The sequence below is a fragment of the Streptomyces sp. NPDC056486 genome (genome assembly GCF_042795295.1).
In the GTDB taxonomy this organism is placed as follows: domain Bacteria; phylum Actinomycetota; class Actinomycetes; order Streptomycetales; family Streptomycetaceae; genus Streptomyces.
This window is the reverse complement of sequence record NZ_JBHTSF010000002.1, coordinates 62,101-77,027: the sequence shown is the minus strand read 5'-3', so window position 1 is coordinate 77,027 and position 14,927 is coordinate 62,101. Positions and strand designations below refer to the sequence as shown.

Below are 14,927 nucleotides of genomic sequence, written 5' to 3'. Positions count from 1 at the left end.
AACAACCCCATGAGCAAGCTCGCCCTCGTCACCGGCGCGACCTCCGGCATCGGCAAGGCGTTCGCCGAGCGCTTCGCCGCCGACGGCTACGACCTGATCATCGTCGGCCGCCGCCAGGAGCGCCTGGAGGAGTTCGCCTCCGCCCACCCCGAGACCACCGTGCGCACGGTCACCGCCGACCTGGCCACCACCGAGGGCATCAACGCCCTCGCGGAGATCTGCGCCACCGAGCCGCTGGACATGCTCGTCAACAACGCCGGCGTCTCCCACTACATGCCGCTGGCCGACCTGCCCGCCGACAAGGCCCAGGAACTCGTCAACGTCAAGGTCCTCGCCCCCACCCAGCTCATGCGCGCCGCGGTCGGCCCCATGCAGCAGCGCGGGACGGGCACCATCCTCAACGTCGCCGGCATGATCGCCTTCTCCGGCCCGGCGGGACCCGAAGTCATGCCGCGCCGCGCCGTGTACGCCGGAACCCTTGCCTACCTCGTCGCCTTGACCCAGACGCTCGCGGCCGAGGTCCAGGACTCCGGTGTCACAGTCGGGGTGGTCTGCCCCGGCGTCGTGGCCACCGAGTTCCACTCCTCCCAGGGCCTGGACATGAGCGCTGTCCCCCGCATGAGCGCCGACGACCTCGTCACCGGCGCCCTGCGCGGCCTGGAGCTTGGCGAGACCGTCAGCGCCCCCGGTGTCGAGGACTACCAGCTCCTCCAGGACGTGTTCACCGCCGACCTCGCCGCCTTCGGCGGCCAATCCCCGGCCCTCGCCACCCGCTACACCAAGTAGCCGCGGCCGACGGCGCCCCTTCGGTCAGCACCAGCGCGTCGTCCGGGCGCCGCACCGGGATCCGGACCAGCTGGCCGAGTTCATCGAGACGGTGGCCAGGCAGTTGGACGAGCTCCGCGCGATGCACCCCCGGCTCACCGCTGCCCGCGCCGAATGGGCCGCACCGTCCGACACGAACCCCGAGACCGCGTAGTCCAGGCGGTCCAAGACCGCCCCGAGGTCCGCGTCTCCCAGCGTCATAGTCCGATGGCTGCGCAAACGACCAGTCCAGAGGCCTCGCCCGCCCCTCCGCGTCAGGGATTTCCAGGGCTGTCTGAGGGACTTCCGAGGGACTTTTCGGGGCCTAACACGGCAAGCCACCGAAGTTCAGAAAGGGCCTCCGACGCAGGCCAGAGGCCCTTTCCGAAGCCAACGTGCAGGTGGCGGCAGACGAGTCGGGCTGTACGCCGGGTTCAGTCGCGTAGGGCGGGGATGACACTGCTTCCGTAGCCGTCGATGACGCCTTCGCGGGCATCCCGTCATCAAGTCGATCGTCGGCTTAGGGCTTGGGGACGACTGTCGGTCTGCTGGGCCACGGAGTGCTGGGCGTCGACTGGGCACACCTAAAGCAGACCCCCTCGGCGGATCGGCTCGAGGTGCTGCAGGAGCCGGCGTCCCACTCGGAGCATCTCCATACGGCGGCCTACGGACGCCAACGGCCACTTGCGTCGCGGCAAGGGGGTCCACCGGAGCGTTCGCCCCCAGCCGGACACCCCCGCCGACCTGCACCGCACGGCATCACCGCGTTCAACCTCTCGATGACGTGTGCACCGAGACGCGGAGTTCACGCGGGCAAGGGGTCGCTGAAACCGTCAAGGGGGCGAAAAGCACGACCCCTTGCCTCGTACACCAGACCAGTCACCGGAAATGCTCCCTGGGAGCAACCGGATCGAGTGACCCCGCGTCGACCCCCGGTTGACGTCGCTCCCAGACCCCCGCTCCCAGGGAGCACAGGGAGCCGCTCCCCGCTCCCAGAATTGCTCCCGAACACGAAGTAGGGGCCACCCGAAGATGGCCCCTACCTGCGACGTTTCCGTCGGGACGACAGGATTTGAACCTGCGACCCCTTGACCCCCAGTCAAGTGCGCTACCAAGCTGCGCCACGTCCCGATGCCCGTGTGACCTGGGGTTTTCCCCTGGCCGAACGTGCACCGAAACAATACCGCACTCCGAGCCGTGATCGCTCACGCCTTTCCCGCCCCCGTTGACCTCAAGAGAACTTGAGGTTGCACGCTCTGTGGCATGACGACGACAACGGAACGCGGCAACGGATACGGATACGCAGACCTGTCCCGCCTCATGGGGCGGATGACGGGCGACGAGAAGCACGGGCCCGCCGCGACGTCCGCCCTCGACGCGCTCTGGGTCCTCTACGACCGCGTGCTCAGGGTCACACCCGAGCGTGTGGACGACCCGGGGCGCGACCGGTTCCTGCTGTCCAAGGGGCACGGGCCCATGGCGTACTACGCCGTCCTCGCCGCCAAGGGCTTCCTTCCCGTCGGCTGGCTTGAGGGGTTCGGGGCGTACGACTCACCTCTGGGGCACCACCCGGACCGGGTGCTCGGCCTCGGGGTCGGCCGTGCCGAGCTGCGCCGCTATGGGCAGATCGACGAGCACATCGCCGCGCACGGGCTCGACGTCCGCTCACTGCGGGAGCGGATCACCGACTTTCTGGGGGCGCGGCACGGGCTTTCGTATCGTCCCGTATAGCCCCGTCGGGCCGCCCCGTCGCGGGTCGGCCCTCCGGTCGTCCGGTCGCCGATTCGTTCACTGGTCCCCCGCCCGAGACCGGCGTCCTCCCGTCCACCCGCACCAGACCGCGTATCGCTGGCACCGAGAGCAGGGCCAGGCAGACGACGACCGTCGTCACGGCGCCCGTGATCAGGACCTGCTCCGCGCCGAAGGCGCTCGCGGCGGGGCCCGCGAGTGCCTGGCCGACCGGCAGCAGGGCGATCGATCCCGCGACGTCGTAGGCGTGGATGCGGTTGAGGACGTCGGGCGGCACCTGGGTCTGGACGCTCGTCGCCCACATGACGCCCCAGAAGGAGAGCCCGGCGCCCGCGACCGCGGCGCCCACCGCCATGAGTGGGACGCCGACCTGCGCCCCGACGGCCGCCGGGAACGCGCAGTAGCCCATCAGGGCCATGGAACCGGCGCGGAGCATGCGGCGGGGGCGCAGGCGCAGGGCGACCAGGCCGCCGAGCACGGTGCCGGCGCCCAGGGCGGAGTTCACCAGGCCGTACGCGCCCGAGCCGTGCTCCTGGACGACGAGGGTGGCGACGAGCGGTGTCAGGGGGCCCGTGGTCGTGATCATCAGGACGCAGAAGATGGCGATGACGCCCCAGAGCCAGGTGCGGGATCTGAACTCCCGCCAGCCCTGCACCAGATCGGCCCGGAAGCCGTTGCTGTGCGGGAGCGAGCCGGGGCGCGCGGGCGGCAGTCTGAGCAGCATCAGACACAGGGCGCTCAGTCCGTACGTTCCCGCGTGCGCGGCGAAAACGGCGCCGGGTGAGGCGAAGGCCACGAGGACGCCCGCGACGGCCGGTCCCGCCAGAGCCGCGGACGACTCGGCCACGCGTATCGCGCCGTTGGCCTTCTGGACGTCGGTGGCCAGGCGCGGGACCGTGCTGGCGACGCCGGGCTGGAAGAGGGCGCCCGCCGCGCCGTTGACCGCGCCGATCACGCAGATCTGCCAGAGGACGACATGGCCGGAGAAGAAGAGGGCAGCCGCGATCGACTGCGTGCCGAGCCTGACCACGTCCGCGCCGATCATCAGCAGGCGGGTGCTGAACCGGTCGGCGAAGACCCCTCCGAAGATCACCAGGCCCGCGAAGCAGACCGTCGTGGAGGCCATCGCGAGCCCGACGGCCCCCGCACCGTGTCCGTGCTTGAGCAGCCCCGCGGCCAGCGCGACGGGCAGCATGGTGTCGCCGAGCTTGGCCACGGTGCGCGCGCCGAAGAAGAATCCGAAGTCCCGCGACCAGATGCTCTCGCGCACGGCCGTCATCGGCATGGTGTTACGACCGGGGGTGCGATCGGGTGCGCGACCGAGGATGCGACCGGGCCGCTTGCCGTTGCCCTTGCCCTTGTCCTCACCCGTGCCCGTGCCCTGGCGCTCCACCGGGATCCGCGCACGCCCGCCCTCGTCCACCCCGCCCCCTGACGGCACCCCTGTCCCCTCCCCCTGGCGGCAGCGGCGGGCCCGCCTCACCGCGGCCCCTCGCCCTCCACCCCTGCCTGGATCATGCCATGGCGCACTGACAGCGGCCGATCGCGTCAGGCCGACCGCGTCAACTCGCCGGTGGCAGCCCCAACTCCGGGTAGGCATCGAGGAGTCGGGTGGGGGCGGCCTGGCGCCAGGAGTCGGCGAGGATGTCCTTCAGCTCTGCCGTGTCGAGGGCCGAGAGCCGTGCGCGCACCCAGGCGAACATCGCCTCGTGGTCGGCGATCCAGAACTTGTCCGGCTCCGCGAGGACCAACTCGTCGCGCTCCTCCTTCGGGCACCGCACGGCGATGGACGTCTCGTCCTCGGGGAGCGTGGCGAACATCTTTCCGGCCACCCGGAAGGTGGGCATGCTCCAGGCGATCTTCTCCGTCGTATCCGGCAGGGTCAGTGCGATACGGCGTACATCGTCACCCGTGACCTGGGCCTTGGCATGAGCTCGAGACATGCCGTGAACGGTAGCCAACGCCACTGACAGCGGCCCCCCGGACGCCGTTCACGACACGGCGGGCCCCCCCCACTGGAGGTGGCGGGCCCGCGGCGTTACGGCGAAGAGGGGAGGGGTCAGGTTGCGAGGGCCCAAGCCTTCCGGTAGCCCGGCATGCCGTCCGCCGCGCTTCGATCCTCGCACTGCTCACAAATGGTGTGCTGCGCACAAGCCCGCGGTTGTGCCGGCTCACCCTGAGCGTTGCGTGCAGTCAACCAGACCGCGATGTAGGCAGGCCCGGCCGTAATCACAGCTACGGCTATCTCGGTGAAGGCCATCGGTCTCACCCCCCAGTCACGCTGTCGTGTCCCTATCACCATAGAGGCGGGGGGTGTTGACAGTAAGCAGCGTGCCGAGAAGGAGCAACTGAGGCCGGATCAGGGCCTGTGCATGGCCGGATGCGGATGCCGACGCGCGCCGCTTCGGCTCTCCGATACGGCGACAGCTCGACGCCCTTCACAGCACCCGCTTGTCCAGCCAGTCCGTCAGGTCCTCCTGGACCTCGTCCCTGTTGGTCTCGTTGAGGATCTCGTGGCGCGCCCCCTCGTACCCCCTCCAGGTGAGGTCGTCCAGGCCCACGTACCGGAAGTCCTCAAGGAGTTCATGGACCAGCGTCATGCCCTGGTTGCAGGGGTCCTCGGTGCCGACGGCGATGTGGACGGGCAGGTCCGCCGGGACCCGGGCCAGGTTCCGCGGGTCGTTCATCTTGCGTACGGCACGCACCCAGTCCAGGCAGAGCCCGGCGGAGAACGGGAATCCGCAGCGCTCGTCGGCGACGTACGCATCGACCTCGGCCTCGTCGCGGGAGAGCCACTCGAAACCGGTGCGGTGCGGGTACGGGTCGTTGAAGGCGGCGAAGAGTTCGGGGAGGTAGGAGGAGAGCGACTCGCGGTCGTCCTCGGCGATCTCGCGCTCCAGGCGGACGATCGACTCCTCGATGCCGACCCCGGGCAGGGAGCGGAACGTTCCGGAGAGGATCAGACCCGCGAGGCCGTCCGGGAACTCCTGGGCGTAGTCCCTGGCCAGGTGCGAGCCCATGCTGTGGCCGAGCAGGAAGAGCGGGGTTCCGGGATTCAGGGTGCGCACCTGGTCGCCGATCGCCTTGAGGTCGTCGACGATGGCGCGCCAGCTGTCGAAGGAGGGCCCTGCGGCGGATGCGTCGGCCGACGAACCCGTCACCCCGTACCCGCCCGTCGCCTGCGCCGTCGCGCCGTGGCCCCGGTGGTCGGAGGCGATCACCCCATAGCCGTGCGCGACCAGGTGGCGCGCGAACCGGTCGTAGCGCAGGGCGTGTTCACCCGCGCCGTGCGCGATCTGCACGAAGGCGCGCGGTCGGCCGCCTTCGGGCAGCCAGGTGTACGTGGCGACGGGGACGCCGTCCGCCGCGTTCACCAGTCCGGCGGTGTACGCGGCGGGGGCGGGTGTCGAGGCGTGGTCAGACATGGCGGGAGACTCCCCTGTGCGGCTTCGGTACGGCTTCCGTACAGCTGTGCGGCTTCCGTATGGCGTTCGTGCGGCATCCGTACGGCGTTCGTGCGGCTTCCGTACGGCTGCGTTTCCTGGCCCTGAAACCCTCCCCCGCACACGCGACCTCATACCAGTGGCTCTACCGGTACCTCGCGGTGATTCCCTTCTCACGCCAGGCCCTTCCGACCCATTGACCCCCCGTCAGAGCGGAACCTACGCTGAACAGCGCGCGGGAGAAAGCGCTTTCTAGCCTCCGCACACCGAGGCCGGACCAAGCACCCGCGCACCATGCAACCAGTACCGCGCAACTCGCACTCACCGCACACCCGGCTACCGGCAGCCGTCCACCAGCCCAGCCCAGGGAGCGCCATGAGTACCACGAGTCCCACCGCGCCCAGACGCGGACCCGTACGGCCGAGACCCGGCCCCACCACGCCGAGCCCCTGGCTCGCGCTCATCGCCCTGCTGGCCCTCGTGATCGGCCTCGGCCTCACCGCACCGCCCCGCGCGACAGCACAAGCGGATCCGGAGCCGAAAGCCCCGGCCGCAGCCGCGGCCGCCCCGTACCGGGTTCTGGTCTTCTCCAAGACCACGAACTCCCACCACGAATCGATCCCCGCGGGCATCGAGGCCATCAAGAAGCTCGGCAGCGAGAACGGCTTCGAGGTGGAGGCCACGGACGACGCGGCAGCCTTCACCGACGCCAATCTCGCCCGCTTCCAGGCCATCATCTTCAACAACACCAACTCGACCCCTGAGACGGGTGATCTGCTCGACGCCGAGCAGCGCACGGCCTTCACGAAGTACGTCCGAGCGGGCGGCGGCTGGGTCGGCCTGCACTCGGCTTCGGCCAGTGAGCGGGACTGGGCCTGGTACGAGGGTCTGGTCGGCGCGATCTTCGACAAGCACCCCGAGGTGCAGACCGGGCGGATCAAGGTGCTCGACCACGCGCACCCCTCCACCAAGGGGCTTCCTGAGCTCTGGGAGCGCAAGGAGGAGTGGTACAACTGGCGCACCAATCCGACGGGGAAGGTGCACACGCTCGCGCAGGTCAAGGTGCGCGACGGCGTCACCGGTCTCGACGAGGGCGTCGACCAGCCGTGGTCCTGGTGCCAGAACTATGACGGCGGCCGCTCCTGGTACACGGCGGGCGGGCACGACAAGGCGGCCTTCCAGGAAGAGGGCTTCCTCAAGCACATCCTCGGTGGCATCGAGTGGGCCGCCGGCAACAAGTCCGGCGACTGCACCGCCACCAAGACCGGCGCCTTCCAGCGCACGCCGCTCGCCACCAACGACCTGGCCGACCCCTTCGAGCTTGCCGTCGCCCCCGACCGCCGGGTGTTCTTCGTCCAGCGCACCGGGAAGTTGAAGATCATCGACCAGGAGACGCTGAAGGTCTCCACGGCGCTCGACTTCGACTACACGCCCGAGATGACGAGCCAGTCGGACGGGCTGCTCGGCCTCGCGCTCGACCCGAAGTTCCAGGACAACCACTGGGTCTATCTCCTCAACTCCGACAAGACCGAGAAACGCATCAATCTCTCCCGCTTCACCGAAGCGGGCGGCAAGGTCGATCCGGCGTCGGAGAAGCGGATCCTGACCATTCCCACCTTCCGTGGCGAAGGCCGGGCGAACTCGCACATGGCGGGCTCGATCGCCTTCGACAAGAAGGGCGACCTCTACATCGCGACGGGTGACAACACCGATCCGTTCGCGTCGGACGGATTCAGCCCGATCGACGAGCGCGAGGGCCGCCGCGCCTGGGACGCGCAAGGCACCTCGGGCAATACGAACGACCTGCGCGGCAAGGTCCTGCGCGTCACGCCGAAGGACGACGGGACCTATTCCGTGCCGGAGGGGAATCTCTTCGCGCCGGGGACCGACAAGACCAGGTCCGAGATCTACGCGATGGGCATGCGCAATCCCTTCCGCATCACCACGGACCCGCTGAGCGGCGCCCTCCTCATGGCCGACTACGGGCCCGACGCGAGGGCTGCCGTCGCCGACCGCGGCCCCGAGGGGACGGTCGAGTTCAACCGCATCACCAAGGCGGGCAATTACGGCTGGCCGTACTGCGTCGGCAACAACACCCCGTTCAACGACTACGACTTCGCGACGAAGAAGTCGGGCGCGAAATTCGACTGCTCGAAGATCGTGAACGATTCGCCGAACAACACGGGCCTGCGGGACCTTCCGCCGGCGCAGGCCGCGGACGTCTGGTACGCCTACTCCGCCTCTGCGGAGTTCCCCGAGCTCGGCACGGGCGGCGGCGCCCCGATGAGCGGCCCCGTCTACGACTACGACGCCTCCAACACGTACAAGACGAAGTTCCCCGAGTACTTCGAGGGGAAGTGGTTCAACTACGAGCTGACGCGGCAGTGGTTCAAGGTCTTCTCGATGCAGGAGAAGGACCAGACGTTCAACGATCCGCGCTTCGACCCCGCCAAGGCGGGCGACCTGAATTCGATCAACTCCATTTTCCCGGACATGAAATGGAACCAGCCTTTCGACGCCGACTTCGGTCCTGACGGCGCGATGTACGTCATCGACTTCGGGCTCGGCAGCGGCACGGGCCGCGGCGGCAGCAACGAGGGCGCGGGCATCTACCGCATCGACTACGTGGCGGACGGACGCCTTCCGGACGCCCGCGTCTCGGCCACTCCGGACAACGGAAGCACCCCGCTCAAGGTCAAGTTCTCCAGCGCGGGTTCGGGCCTTCCGGGCGACAAGCCCGTCACGTACGCGTGGGACTTCGACGGCAACGGCACGACCGACTCCACCGAGGCCGACCCGACGTACACCTACACCAAGAAGGGGCTGTTCAACGCGCGCCTGAAGGTGACGGGCCCGGACGAGCTGAGTGGTCTGGCCGTGCAGGAGATCACCGTCGGTAACACCCGTCCCGTGGTGACGATCCAACAGCCGCCCAACGGCGGGACGTTCAGCTTCGGGGACACGATTCCGTTCAAGATCAAGGTGACGGACAAGGAGGACGGGAAGATCGACTGCAAGCGGGTCGTCGTCCAGTCCCAGCTCGGGCACGACGCCCATCTGCACCCGCTGGACAACTACACCGGCTGCGCGGGCGAGATCGTGACGGACGCCGGGGACAGCCACGGACCGGGGCAGAATCTCTACTACGGGATCACTGCCCAGTACGAGGACAAGGGCGCGTCCGGGGTGCCCGCCCTGACGGGTTCCGCCTCGCTGACGCTGCGGACCTCCTTCCGCGAGGCCGAGCACCGCACCACCACCGGTGGGGCGCACGGGGGCGTGGACACCGGTGAGCGCGCGGACGCGTCCGGCGGCAAGCGGCTCATCGAGATCGAGGACGGGGACTGGGTCTCCTTCGACCCGGTGAACCTCAAGGGCGTCGACTCCGTGACGGTGGGCGCGTCTTCGGGCGGGCTCGGCGGTGACATCGAGTTCCGCGCCGGGTCTCCCACGGGCAAGCTGCTCGGCAAGGTGAACGTGCCCAGGACAGGCGGCTGGAGCAACTTCATCTCGCCGACCGCCCAACTGGCCGCGCACGACGGCACGACGAAGCTGTACGCCGTCTTCACCAACCCCGAGTGGTCCGCCGACAAGGAGGATCTCCTCAGCGTCGACTGGCTGCACTTCAACGGCCCCGGCGTCGAGAAGAAGGCCGGCGCGAAGGTGACGGTCAAGGCGGCTCCGGCCGACGGCACCGCGCCGCTCGCCGTCAAGCTGACGAGCACGGTGAAGCTTCCGCAGGGCCGTACCGCGGCCTCGTACCACTGGGACTTCGGTGACAACGCCAAGCCCTCCGGTACGGAGAGCGGCAGCGCCGAGCACACGTACGCGCGCGCGGGGTCGTACACGGCGCATCTGACCGTCACCGACGACAAGGGCGACACGACGACCGGCGCGGTCCGGATCACGGCGAAGTGAGGGGTCGGCCATGAAGAGAAACAGTCCGAACGGGAAGAGAAGCGGCCTGAACGGGACCAGGCGAGCCTTTCTCGGTACGTCGATGGGGCTCGCGGCAGCGGCCACCACCGCGCTGCCCGCGCACGCGGGTGAGGCGTCACGGTGCCGGCGCATCCCGCGCGGCGGCATCGGCATGCACCTCTACACGATGCGCGACGTCCTCGCGAGGGACTTCGCGGGCACGCTGGAGCAGCTCTCCGACATCGGTTACGCGACCGTGGGCGTGAGCGGCCGGCACGGGTACGGCGCGGCCGACATCCGTAGGATGCTCGACGCGGTGGACCTGAAGGCGGTCCTCGAGCACGTCGCGTACGACACGCTCAAGGGCAGTGGCCTGCCCCGGGCTCTGGAGGATCTGCACACCCTCGGCGCGAAGTGGCCGGTGGTGCCGAGCCTGCCGGGCGCGCTGCACACGCCGGACGGTTTCCGGGAAGCAGCACGGCAGTTCAACCGCATCGGTCAGGCCTCGCGCGACGCGGGCCTGGGCCCTGTTCTGTTCCACAACCACGGCACGGACCATGTGGTGGTGGACGGCACGAGCCTGTACGACATCCTCCTGACCGAGACCGACCCGCATCTGGTCGGCTTCGAACTGGACGTGTACTGGGCGGCGAAGGGCGGCGGGGATCCGGCGGCGTACTTCGTACGGCACCGGCGGCGGTTCCCCGCGCTCCATGTGAAGGACATGGCGCCGGACGGCGGCTTCGCCGATGTCGGCTCGGGGACGCTGGACTTCGCCGCGATGTTCGACCACGCACATGTGGGCGGCGTCAAGCAGTGGCTGGTGGAGCACGACACCCCCACCGATCCGTTCGCCACGGCCCGTAACAGTTTCCGGTATCTGGCGGCGCTGCGGTACTGATGTGCCGGGTCCGGCCGGGGTGCGCTCGAACCGCCCACCTTCTTAAAGAAGGGCCACCTTTTAGAGAAGGCCCACCTTCTTGAAGAAGAGTGTCGTCGGGTGGAGCACTCCGGCCGGATCGGCCGCGTAGTCCGGGATGACCCCGGCTGCCGTCCAGCCCTCGGCCCGGTAGAGGGACTCGGCGGGGCTTCCCGTCTCCGTGTCCAGGATCAAGAGGGTCACGCCCGCGTCGGCCGCCGCTTGTTCCGCGGTGGCCAGGAGGGTGCGGGCGAGGCCCTGACCGCGCGCGGAGCTGTGGACCATCAGCTTGAGGATCTCGGCGCGGTGTCTGCCGTTGGGTTTGTCCACGAAGCCGACGCTGACGGTCCCGGTGACCCGCCCGGCGTCGCGCGCGGCCCAGACGGCGAGCCGCCCGTCCGCCACCGCCGGCGCCAGGCCCCGCCACCAGTCGGCGGCGGCTGCCCGGTCGAGGGGCGCGAGGAAGCCGAGGGAGGAGCCGCCGTCCACGACGTCGGCGAGCAATGCCCCCAAGTCGGCGGCGGATGCGCATAGTTGATCCGATGTGAGGCGCGTCGGCGTGGCCGTCGCCCGCCCCGCCCTCATCGCGCGACCACCACCAGGGCGTACCGCACGGCCCGCTTCCCCACGCACCGGAACCGCGTCGGCCCCCAGAGCCGGAAGCGCAGGCAGTCCCCGGTGTCCAGGGCGTGCGTCTCGCCCTGCACGGTGATCTCCAACGTCCCGTCGAGCACCCAGATGTGCTGTTCCAGGCCAGGTACGGGAGGCCGGTCGTACGCGACGTCCGCGCCGGGCTCCAGGCAGCCCTCGACGAGCTCGCCGCGCAGCCCCGCGTGCGGCGGCGACACCGACCTCCGTACGAAGCCGGACGCACCGTCGGTCCACACGCTCTGCTCGGCCGCGCGCACCAGCTGCGCGGGTTCGGCCTCCACCTCGCTCAGGAGCTGCGACATCGTGCGTTCGTAGACGGCGCAGAGCCGATTCAGGAGGGACGCGGTGGGGCTGATCTCCGCGCGTTCGGCCCGCGACAGGGTGGAGCGGCTCACGCCGCTGCGGTCCGCCAGGTCGCCCAGGGACCAGCCGCGTTCCGTCCGCAGCTCGGCGAGGCGGGTGGCGAGCCGCTCGTCGACATCATCGCGTTCCATATGTGGCACGCTATCCCACATATGGAACGAGGTGCGGCAACGCGCCTCACTCGTGCGCCGACGCCGCCCCCAGAAGCTCGCGGATACGTCCGGTGGCCTCGCCGAACTCGGCTGTCGCCAGCGTCGTCGCGTACGAACGCTCGGCGGGGAGGCCGACGTCGATGATCTCCTCCACCGTGCCGGGGCGCGGGCTCATCACGACGACGCGGTCCGCCAGGTAGACGGCCTCCGGGATCGAGTGGGTCACCAGGAGGACCGTGGTTCCGGTCTCGCGCCAGATCCGGTTCAGCTCGACGTTCATCTGTTCTCGCGTGAGCGCGTCGAGCGCCCCGAAGGGCTCGTCCATGAGCAGTACCGGTGGCTCGTGCAGCAGAGCGCGGCAGAGTGCGACGCGCTGCTGCATGCCGCCGGACAGCTCGTGCGGATAGGCGTCCTCGAAGCCGGTGAGTCCGGTCATGCGGATCAACTCATCGGTACGCGCGCGTGCTTCGGCGCCGGGGATCTTGCGTATCTCCGCCTGGAGCAGGATGTTGCGGCGTGCCGTGCGCCAGTCAAGGAGCGCGGCACGCTGGAAGACGTAGCCGATGTCGCGGCGCGGCCCGCGCACCGCCTCGCCGCCGAGGAGTACGCCGCCCGACGAGGGGGCGAGCAGCCCGGCGACCAGCTTCAGGAGGGTGGACTTGCCGCACCCCGAAGGCCCGACGATCGCCACGAATTCGCCCGCGCCGACGTTCAGCGAGACGTCCTGCAACGCGGTGACGTCCTTCTTCTTCGTACGGAAGCGGACGGCGACGTCGTCGAGGCGCACCGCCGCCGACTCCCTCGCCTCCCCCGCCGACGCACGTGGATCGTCACTCGCCTGTGGGTCGCCGGTCGTCTTGAGAGACGCGTCCTTCGTCATTGCCCTGCCGCCCCTCAACCCTTGATCCCCTTGGCCGCGTCCCAGTACTCCGCGACGGGTTTGGCCTCCTTGACCATGCCCGCCTTCGAGAAGACGTCAATGGTCTGCTGCCAGTCCGCCTCCGTGTTGGCGCCCGGTGCCTTCCCCTTCGTGGCGTCGGTGTGCAGCAGGGTCAGCGTCGTCTTGAACTGCTCGGACAGGACGTCCTTGGGCGGCAGTTGCTCGGACGCGCCCTCCATCGCGGCGACCGCGGGCTCCGGGCTCTTCTCGGCGGCCGCCCAGGACTCGCTCACTGCGGCGGTCATGCGCTTGGCCAGATCTCCGTTGCCCTGAAGGGTCTTGGGCCCTGCGATGAGGCCGTTGGAGTAGAAGTTGAGGCCGTTCTCCGAGAAGCGCAGATACGAGACGTCCTTCTTGGCCTTGTTCTGCATGGTAGGGCCCTGGTCGCTCGCGTACCCGAGCAGCGCGTCCGTCTTGCCGGAGATCACCGCGGCGATCTTGCCTGCCGGGTCGGTGTTCTGGACCTTGACGTCGGATATCTCCATGCCGTTCTTCTCCAGGAAGATCGGGAAGGTCTTGGTGAGCGCGTCGCCCGCCGTGCCCGCGATCATCTTGCCCTTGAGATCGGCGGGGGCCTTGATGCCCTGGGCGTCGAAGAACTGCACGGAGGCGGGCGTCGTCTGGAGGAAGACCCCGAGGCTCTTCACCTTGACGCCCTGGTCGACGCCCGCGAGCACCGCCGGAGTGTCCGCCCAGCCGAAGTCGGTCTGCCCGGCGGCGGTGGCCTGCACGGTCTTCTGCGAGCCCTGGCCCGCCCTGATGTCCAGGTCGATGCCGTGCTTCTCGAAGATCTTCTGCTTCTTGCCGTAGTAGAACGGCGCGTGCTCGCCGTAGGGATACCAGTTGAGCGTCAGCGTCACTTTGTCGAGCTTCTTGCCGGAGTCGCTGGTGCTCGTCTTGTCGTCATCGCCGCCGCAGGCCGTCGCGGTCACCGCGACGAGGGTCAGGGGGACGAGGCCGGTGAGCAGTCTGCGCGCGTGCATGGGCGGGCCCTTCTCGCGTACGTCGAGCATCGGACATGGCGGGGTGGGTGCGCCGGCACCGCGTGGTGGGTGTCAGTAGGTAGTGGTGGGCGTCAGTAAGTAGTGGTGGCGGCCACGTCCCTGCGGCTCGCGTGCCACGGCAGGAGGAGCTTCTCGGCGATCTCGACGAGCACGAAGAGGACGACGCCGATCAGCGACATGACGAGCAGCCCCGCGAAGAGCATCGGGGTGTCGAGGTTTCCGTTGGCCTGGAGGATCACATAGCCGAGGCCTTCGTTCGCGCCGACGAACTCGCCCACGACGGCACCGGTGACGGCGAGGGTGACGGCCACCTTCAGGCCGGAGAACAGGTGTGGAAGCGACGCCGGGAAGCGGATCTTGAGGAAGGTCTGCCAGGGCCTCGCGCCCATGGTGGCGGAGAGCTGGAGCATCTCCGGGTCGACGGCTTTCAGCCCGGTCACCATCGAGATGACGACAGGGAAGAAGGCGATCAGAACGGCGATGAGGATCTTCGGGGTGATACCGAAGCCGAGCCAGACGACGAACAGCGGGGCGATCGCGATCTTCGGTACGACCTGGGCGAAGAGGAGGATCGGATAGAGCGTCTTCTCGACGGTCGTCGAGTAGACCATGACGACCGCGGCGAGGATGCCGACGCCCACGGCGATGACGAAGCCGAGCAGGGTCTCGTAGGTGGTGACCCAGGTGTGCTGCCACAGGTAGTCGGGCTTGTCGAGGATCACGTCGAGGGTCGCGCCGGGCGAGGGCACGAGGTACGCCTCGACCATCTCGGTGGCGGCGATCAGCCACCACGCCCCGAAGCAGACGAGCAGCAGGACGAGTGGACGCCAGCTCTTCTCGGCCGCATCGGCGGTACGTTGCCGCAGGGTCGGGCGGCTGCGTTCGGCAACGCCCGCCGTTTTCACGGGAGTTGCCTGTAGTGCGCTCTGGCTCACGGTGAACTCCCCTGGCATTCAGCGAACTTCTGAGTCAGTTGCGGAGCTT

General features: G+C 69.1%; 12 protein-coding genes and 1 tRNA gene. 4 read left to right on the top strand and 9 right to left on the bottom strand.

What is annotated here, in order from left to right; genetic code table 11:
• Positions 1-9 precede the first annotated feature (9 nt).
• Complete coding sequence (locus tag ACFQ7F_RS01570) at positions 10-786, top strand: SDR family NAD(P)-dependent oxidoreductase (protein WP_383264397.1); 777 nt, start codon at positions 10-12, stop codon at positions 784-786.
• Between the two features lie 1,075 nt (positions 787-1,861).
• Here ACFQ7F_RS01570 and ACFQ7F_RS01565 read toward each other — a convergent pair.
• A tRNA-Pro gene (locus ACFQ7F_RS01565) sits at positions 1,862-1,935 on the bottom strand.
• A 132-nt stretch (positions 1,936-2,067) separates the two neighbouring features.
• Here ACFQ7F_RS01565 and ACFQ7F_RS01560 point away from each other — a divergent pair.
• Positions 2,068-2,535, top strand: a complete 468-nt coding sequence (locus tag ACFQ7F_RS01560; protein ID WP_383264394.1) for a hypothetical protein — start codon at positions 2,068-2,070, stop codon at positions 2,533-2,535.
• Here the strand turns inward: ACFQ7F_RS01560 and ACFQ7F_RS01555 are convergent.
• From ACFQ7F_RS01555 to ACFQ7F_RS01545, 3 genes are all read right to left on the bottom strand, one after another.
• Positions 2,486-3,838, bottom strand: coding sequence for an MFS transporter (locus ACFQ7F_RS01555; RefSeq protein WP_383264842.1), 1,353 nt, complete (start codon positions 3,836-3,838; stop codon positions 2,486-2,488). The genes ACFQ7F_RS01560 and ACFQ7F_RS01555 overlap by 50 nt on opposite strands.
• A 277-nt stretch (positions 3,839-4,115) precedes the next feature.
• Positions 4,116-4,496 carry an MmcQ/YjbR family DNA-binding protein gene (locus tag ACFQ7F_RS01550; RefSeq protein ID WP_383264392.1) on the bottom strand — a complete coding sequence of 127 codons (381 nt, stop codon included), beginning with the start codon at positions 4,494-4,496 and terminating at the stop codon, positions 4,116-4,118.
• 495 nt (positions 4,497-4,991) lie between these two features.
• Complete coding sequence (locus ACFQ7F_RS01545) at positions 4,992-5,978, bottom strand: alpha/beta fold hydrolase (RefSeq protein WP_383264389.1); 987 nt, start codon at positions 5,976-5,978, stop codon at positions 4,992-4,994.
• 393 nt (positions 5,979-6,371) lie between these two features.
• Here ACFQ7F_RS01545 and ACFQ7F_RS01540 point away from each other — a divergent pair, with 393 nt between their 5' ends.
• Together ACFQ7F_RS01540 and ACFQ7F_RS01535 are read left to right on the top strand one after the other, a co-directional pair.
• The gene (locus tag ACFQ7F_RS01540; protein WP_383264387.1) at positions 6,372-9,914 is read left to right on the top strand and encodes a ThuA domain-containing protein; all 3,543 of its coding nucleotides are present in this window, start codon (positions 6,372-6,374) and stop codon (positions 9,912-9,914) included.
• 82 nt (positions 9,915-9,996) lie between these two features.
• A complete protein-coding gene (locus tag ACFQ7F_RS01535) occupies positions 9,997-10,815 on the top strand; it encodes a sugar phosphate isomerase/epimerase family protein (RefSeq protein ID WP_383264839.1) in 819 nt (272 codons plus the stop codon).
• A 60-nt stretch (positions 10,816-10,875) separates the two neighbouring features.
• Here ACFQ7F_RS01535 and ACFQ7F_RS01530 read toward each other — a convergent pair whose 3' ends face one another.
• The 5 genes from ACFQ7F_RS01530 to ACFQ7F_RS01510 form a co-directional block, all read right to left on the bottom strand.
• Positions 10,876-11,418, bottom strand: coding sequence for a GNAT family N-acetyltransferase (locus ACFQ7F_RS01530; protein ID WP_383264384.1), 543 nt, complete (start codon positions 11,416-11,418; stop codon positions 10,876-10,878).
• Positions 11,415-11,978, bottom strand: coding sequence for a helix-turn-helix domain-containing protein (locus tag ACFQ7F_RS01525; RefSeq protein ID WP_383264381.1), 564 nt, complete (start codon positions 11,976-11,978; stop codon positions 11,415-11,417). The genes ACFQ7F_RS01530 and ACFQ7F_RS01525 overlap by 4 nt, the downstream gene beginning before the upstream one ends.
• A 46-nt stretch (positions 11,979-12,024) precedes the next feature.
• The gene (locus ACFQ7F_RS01520; protein ID WP_383264379.1) at positions 12,025-12,879 is read right to left on the bottom strand and encodes an ABC transporter ATP-binding protein; all 855 of its coding nucleotides are present in this window, start codon (positions 12,877-12,879) and stop codon (positions 12,025-12,027) included.
• Positions 12,880-12,893: 14 nt separating this feature from the next.
• The gene (locus ACFQ7F_RS01515) at positions 12,894-13,922 is read right to left on the bottom strand and encodes an ABC transporter substrate-binding protein (protein ID WP_383264376.1); all 1,029 of its coding nucleotides are present in this window, start codon (positions 13,920-13,922) and stop codon (positions 12,894-12,896) included.
• 92 nt (positions 13,923-14,014) lie between these two features.
• Positions 14,015-14,896: an ABC transporter permease gene (locus tag ACFQ7F_RS01510; protein ID WP_383264374.1), complete on the bottom strand. Its 882-nt coding sequence runs from the start codon at positions 14,894-14,896 to the stop codon at positions 14,015-14,017.
• Between the last annotated feature and the right edge of the window lie 31 nt (positions 14,897-14,927).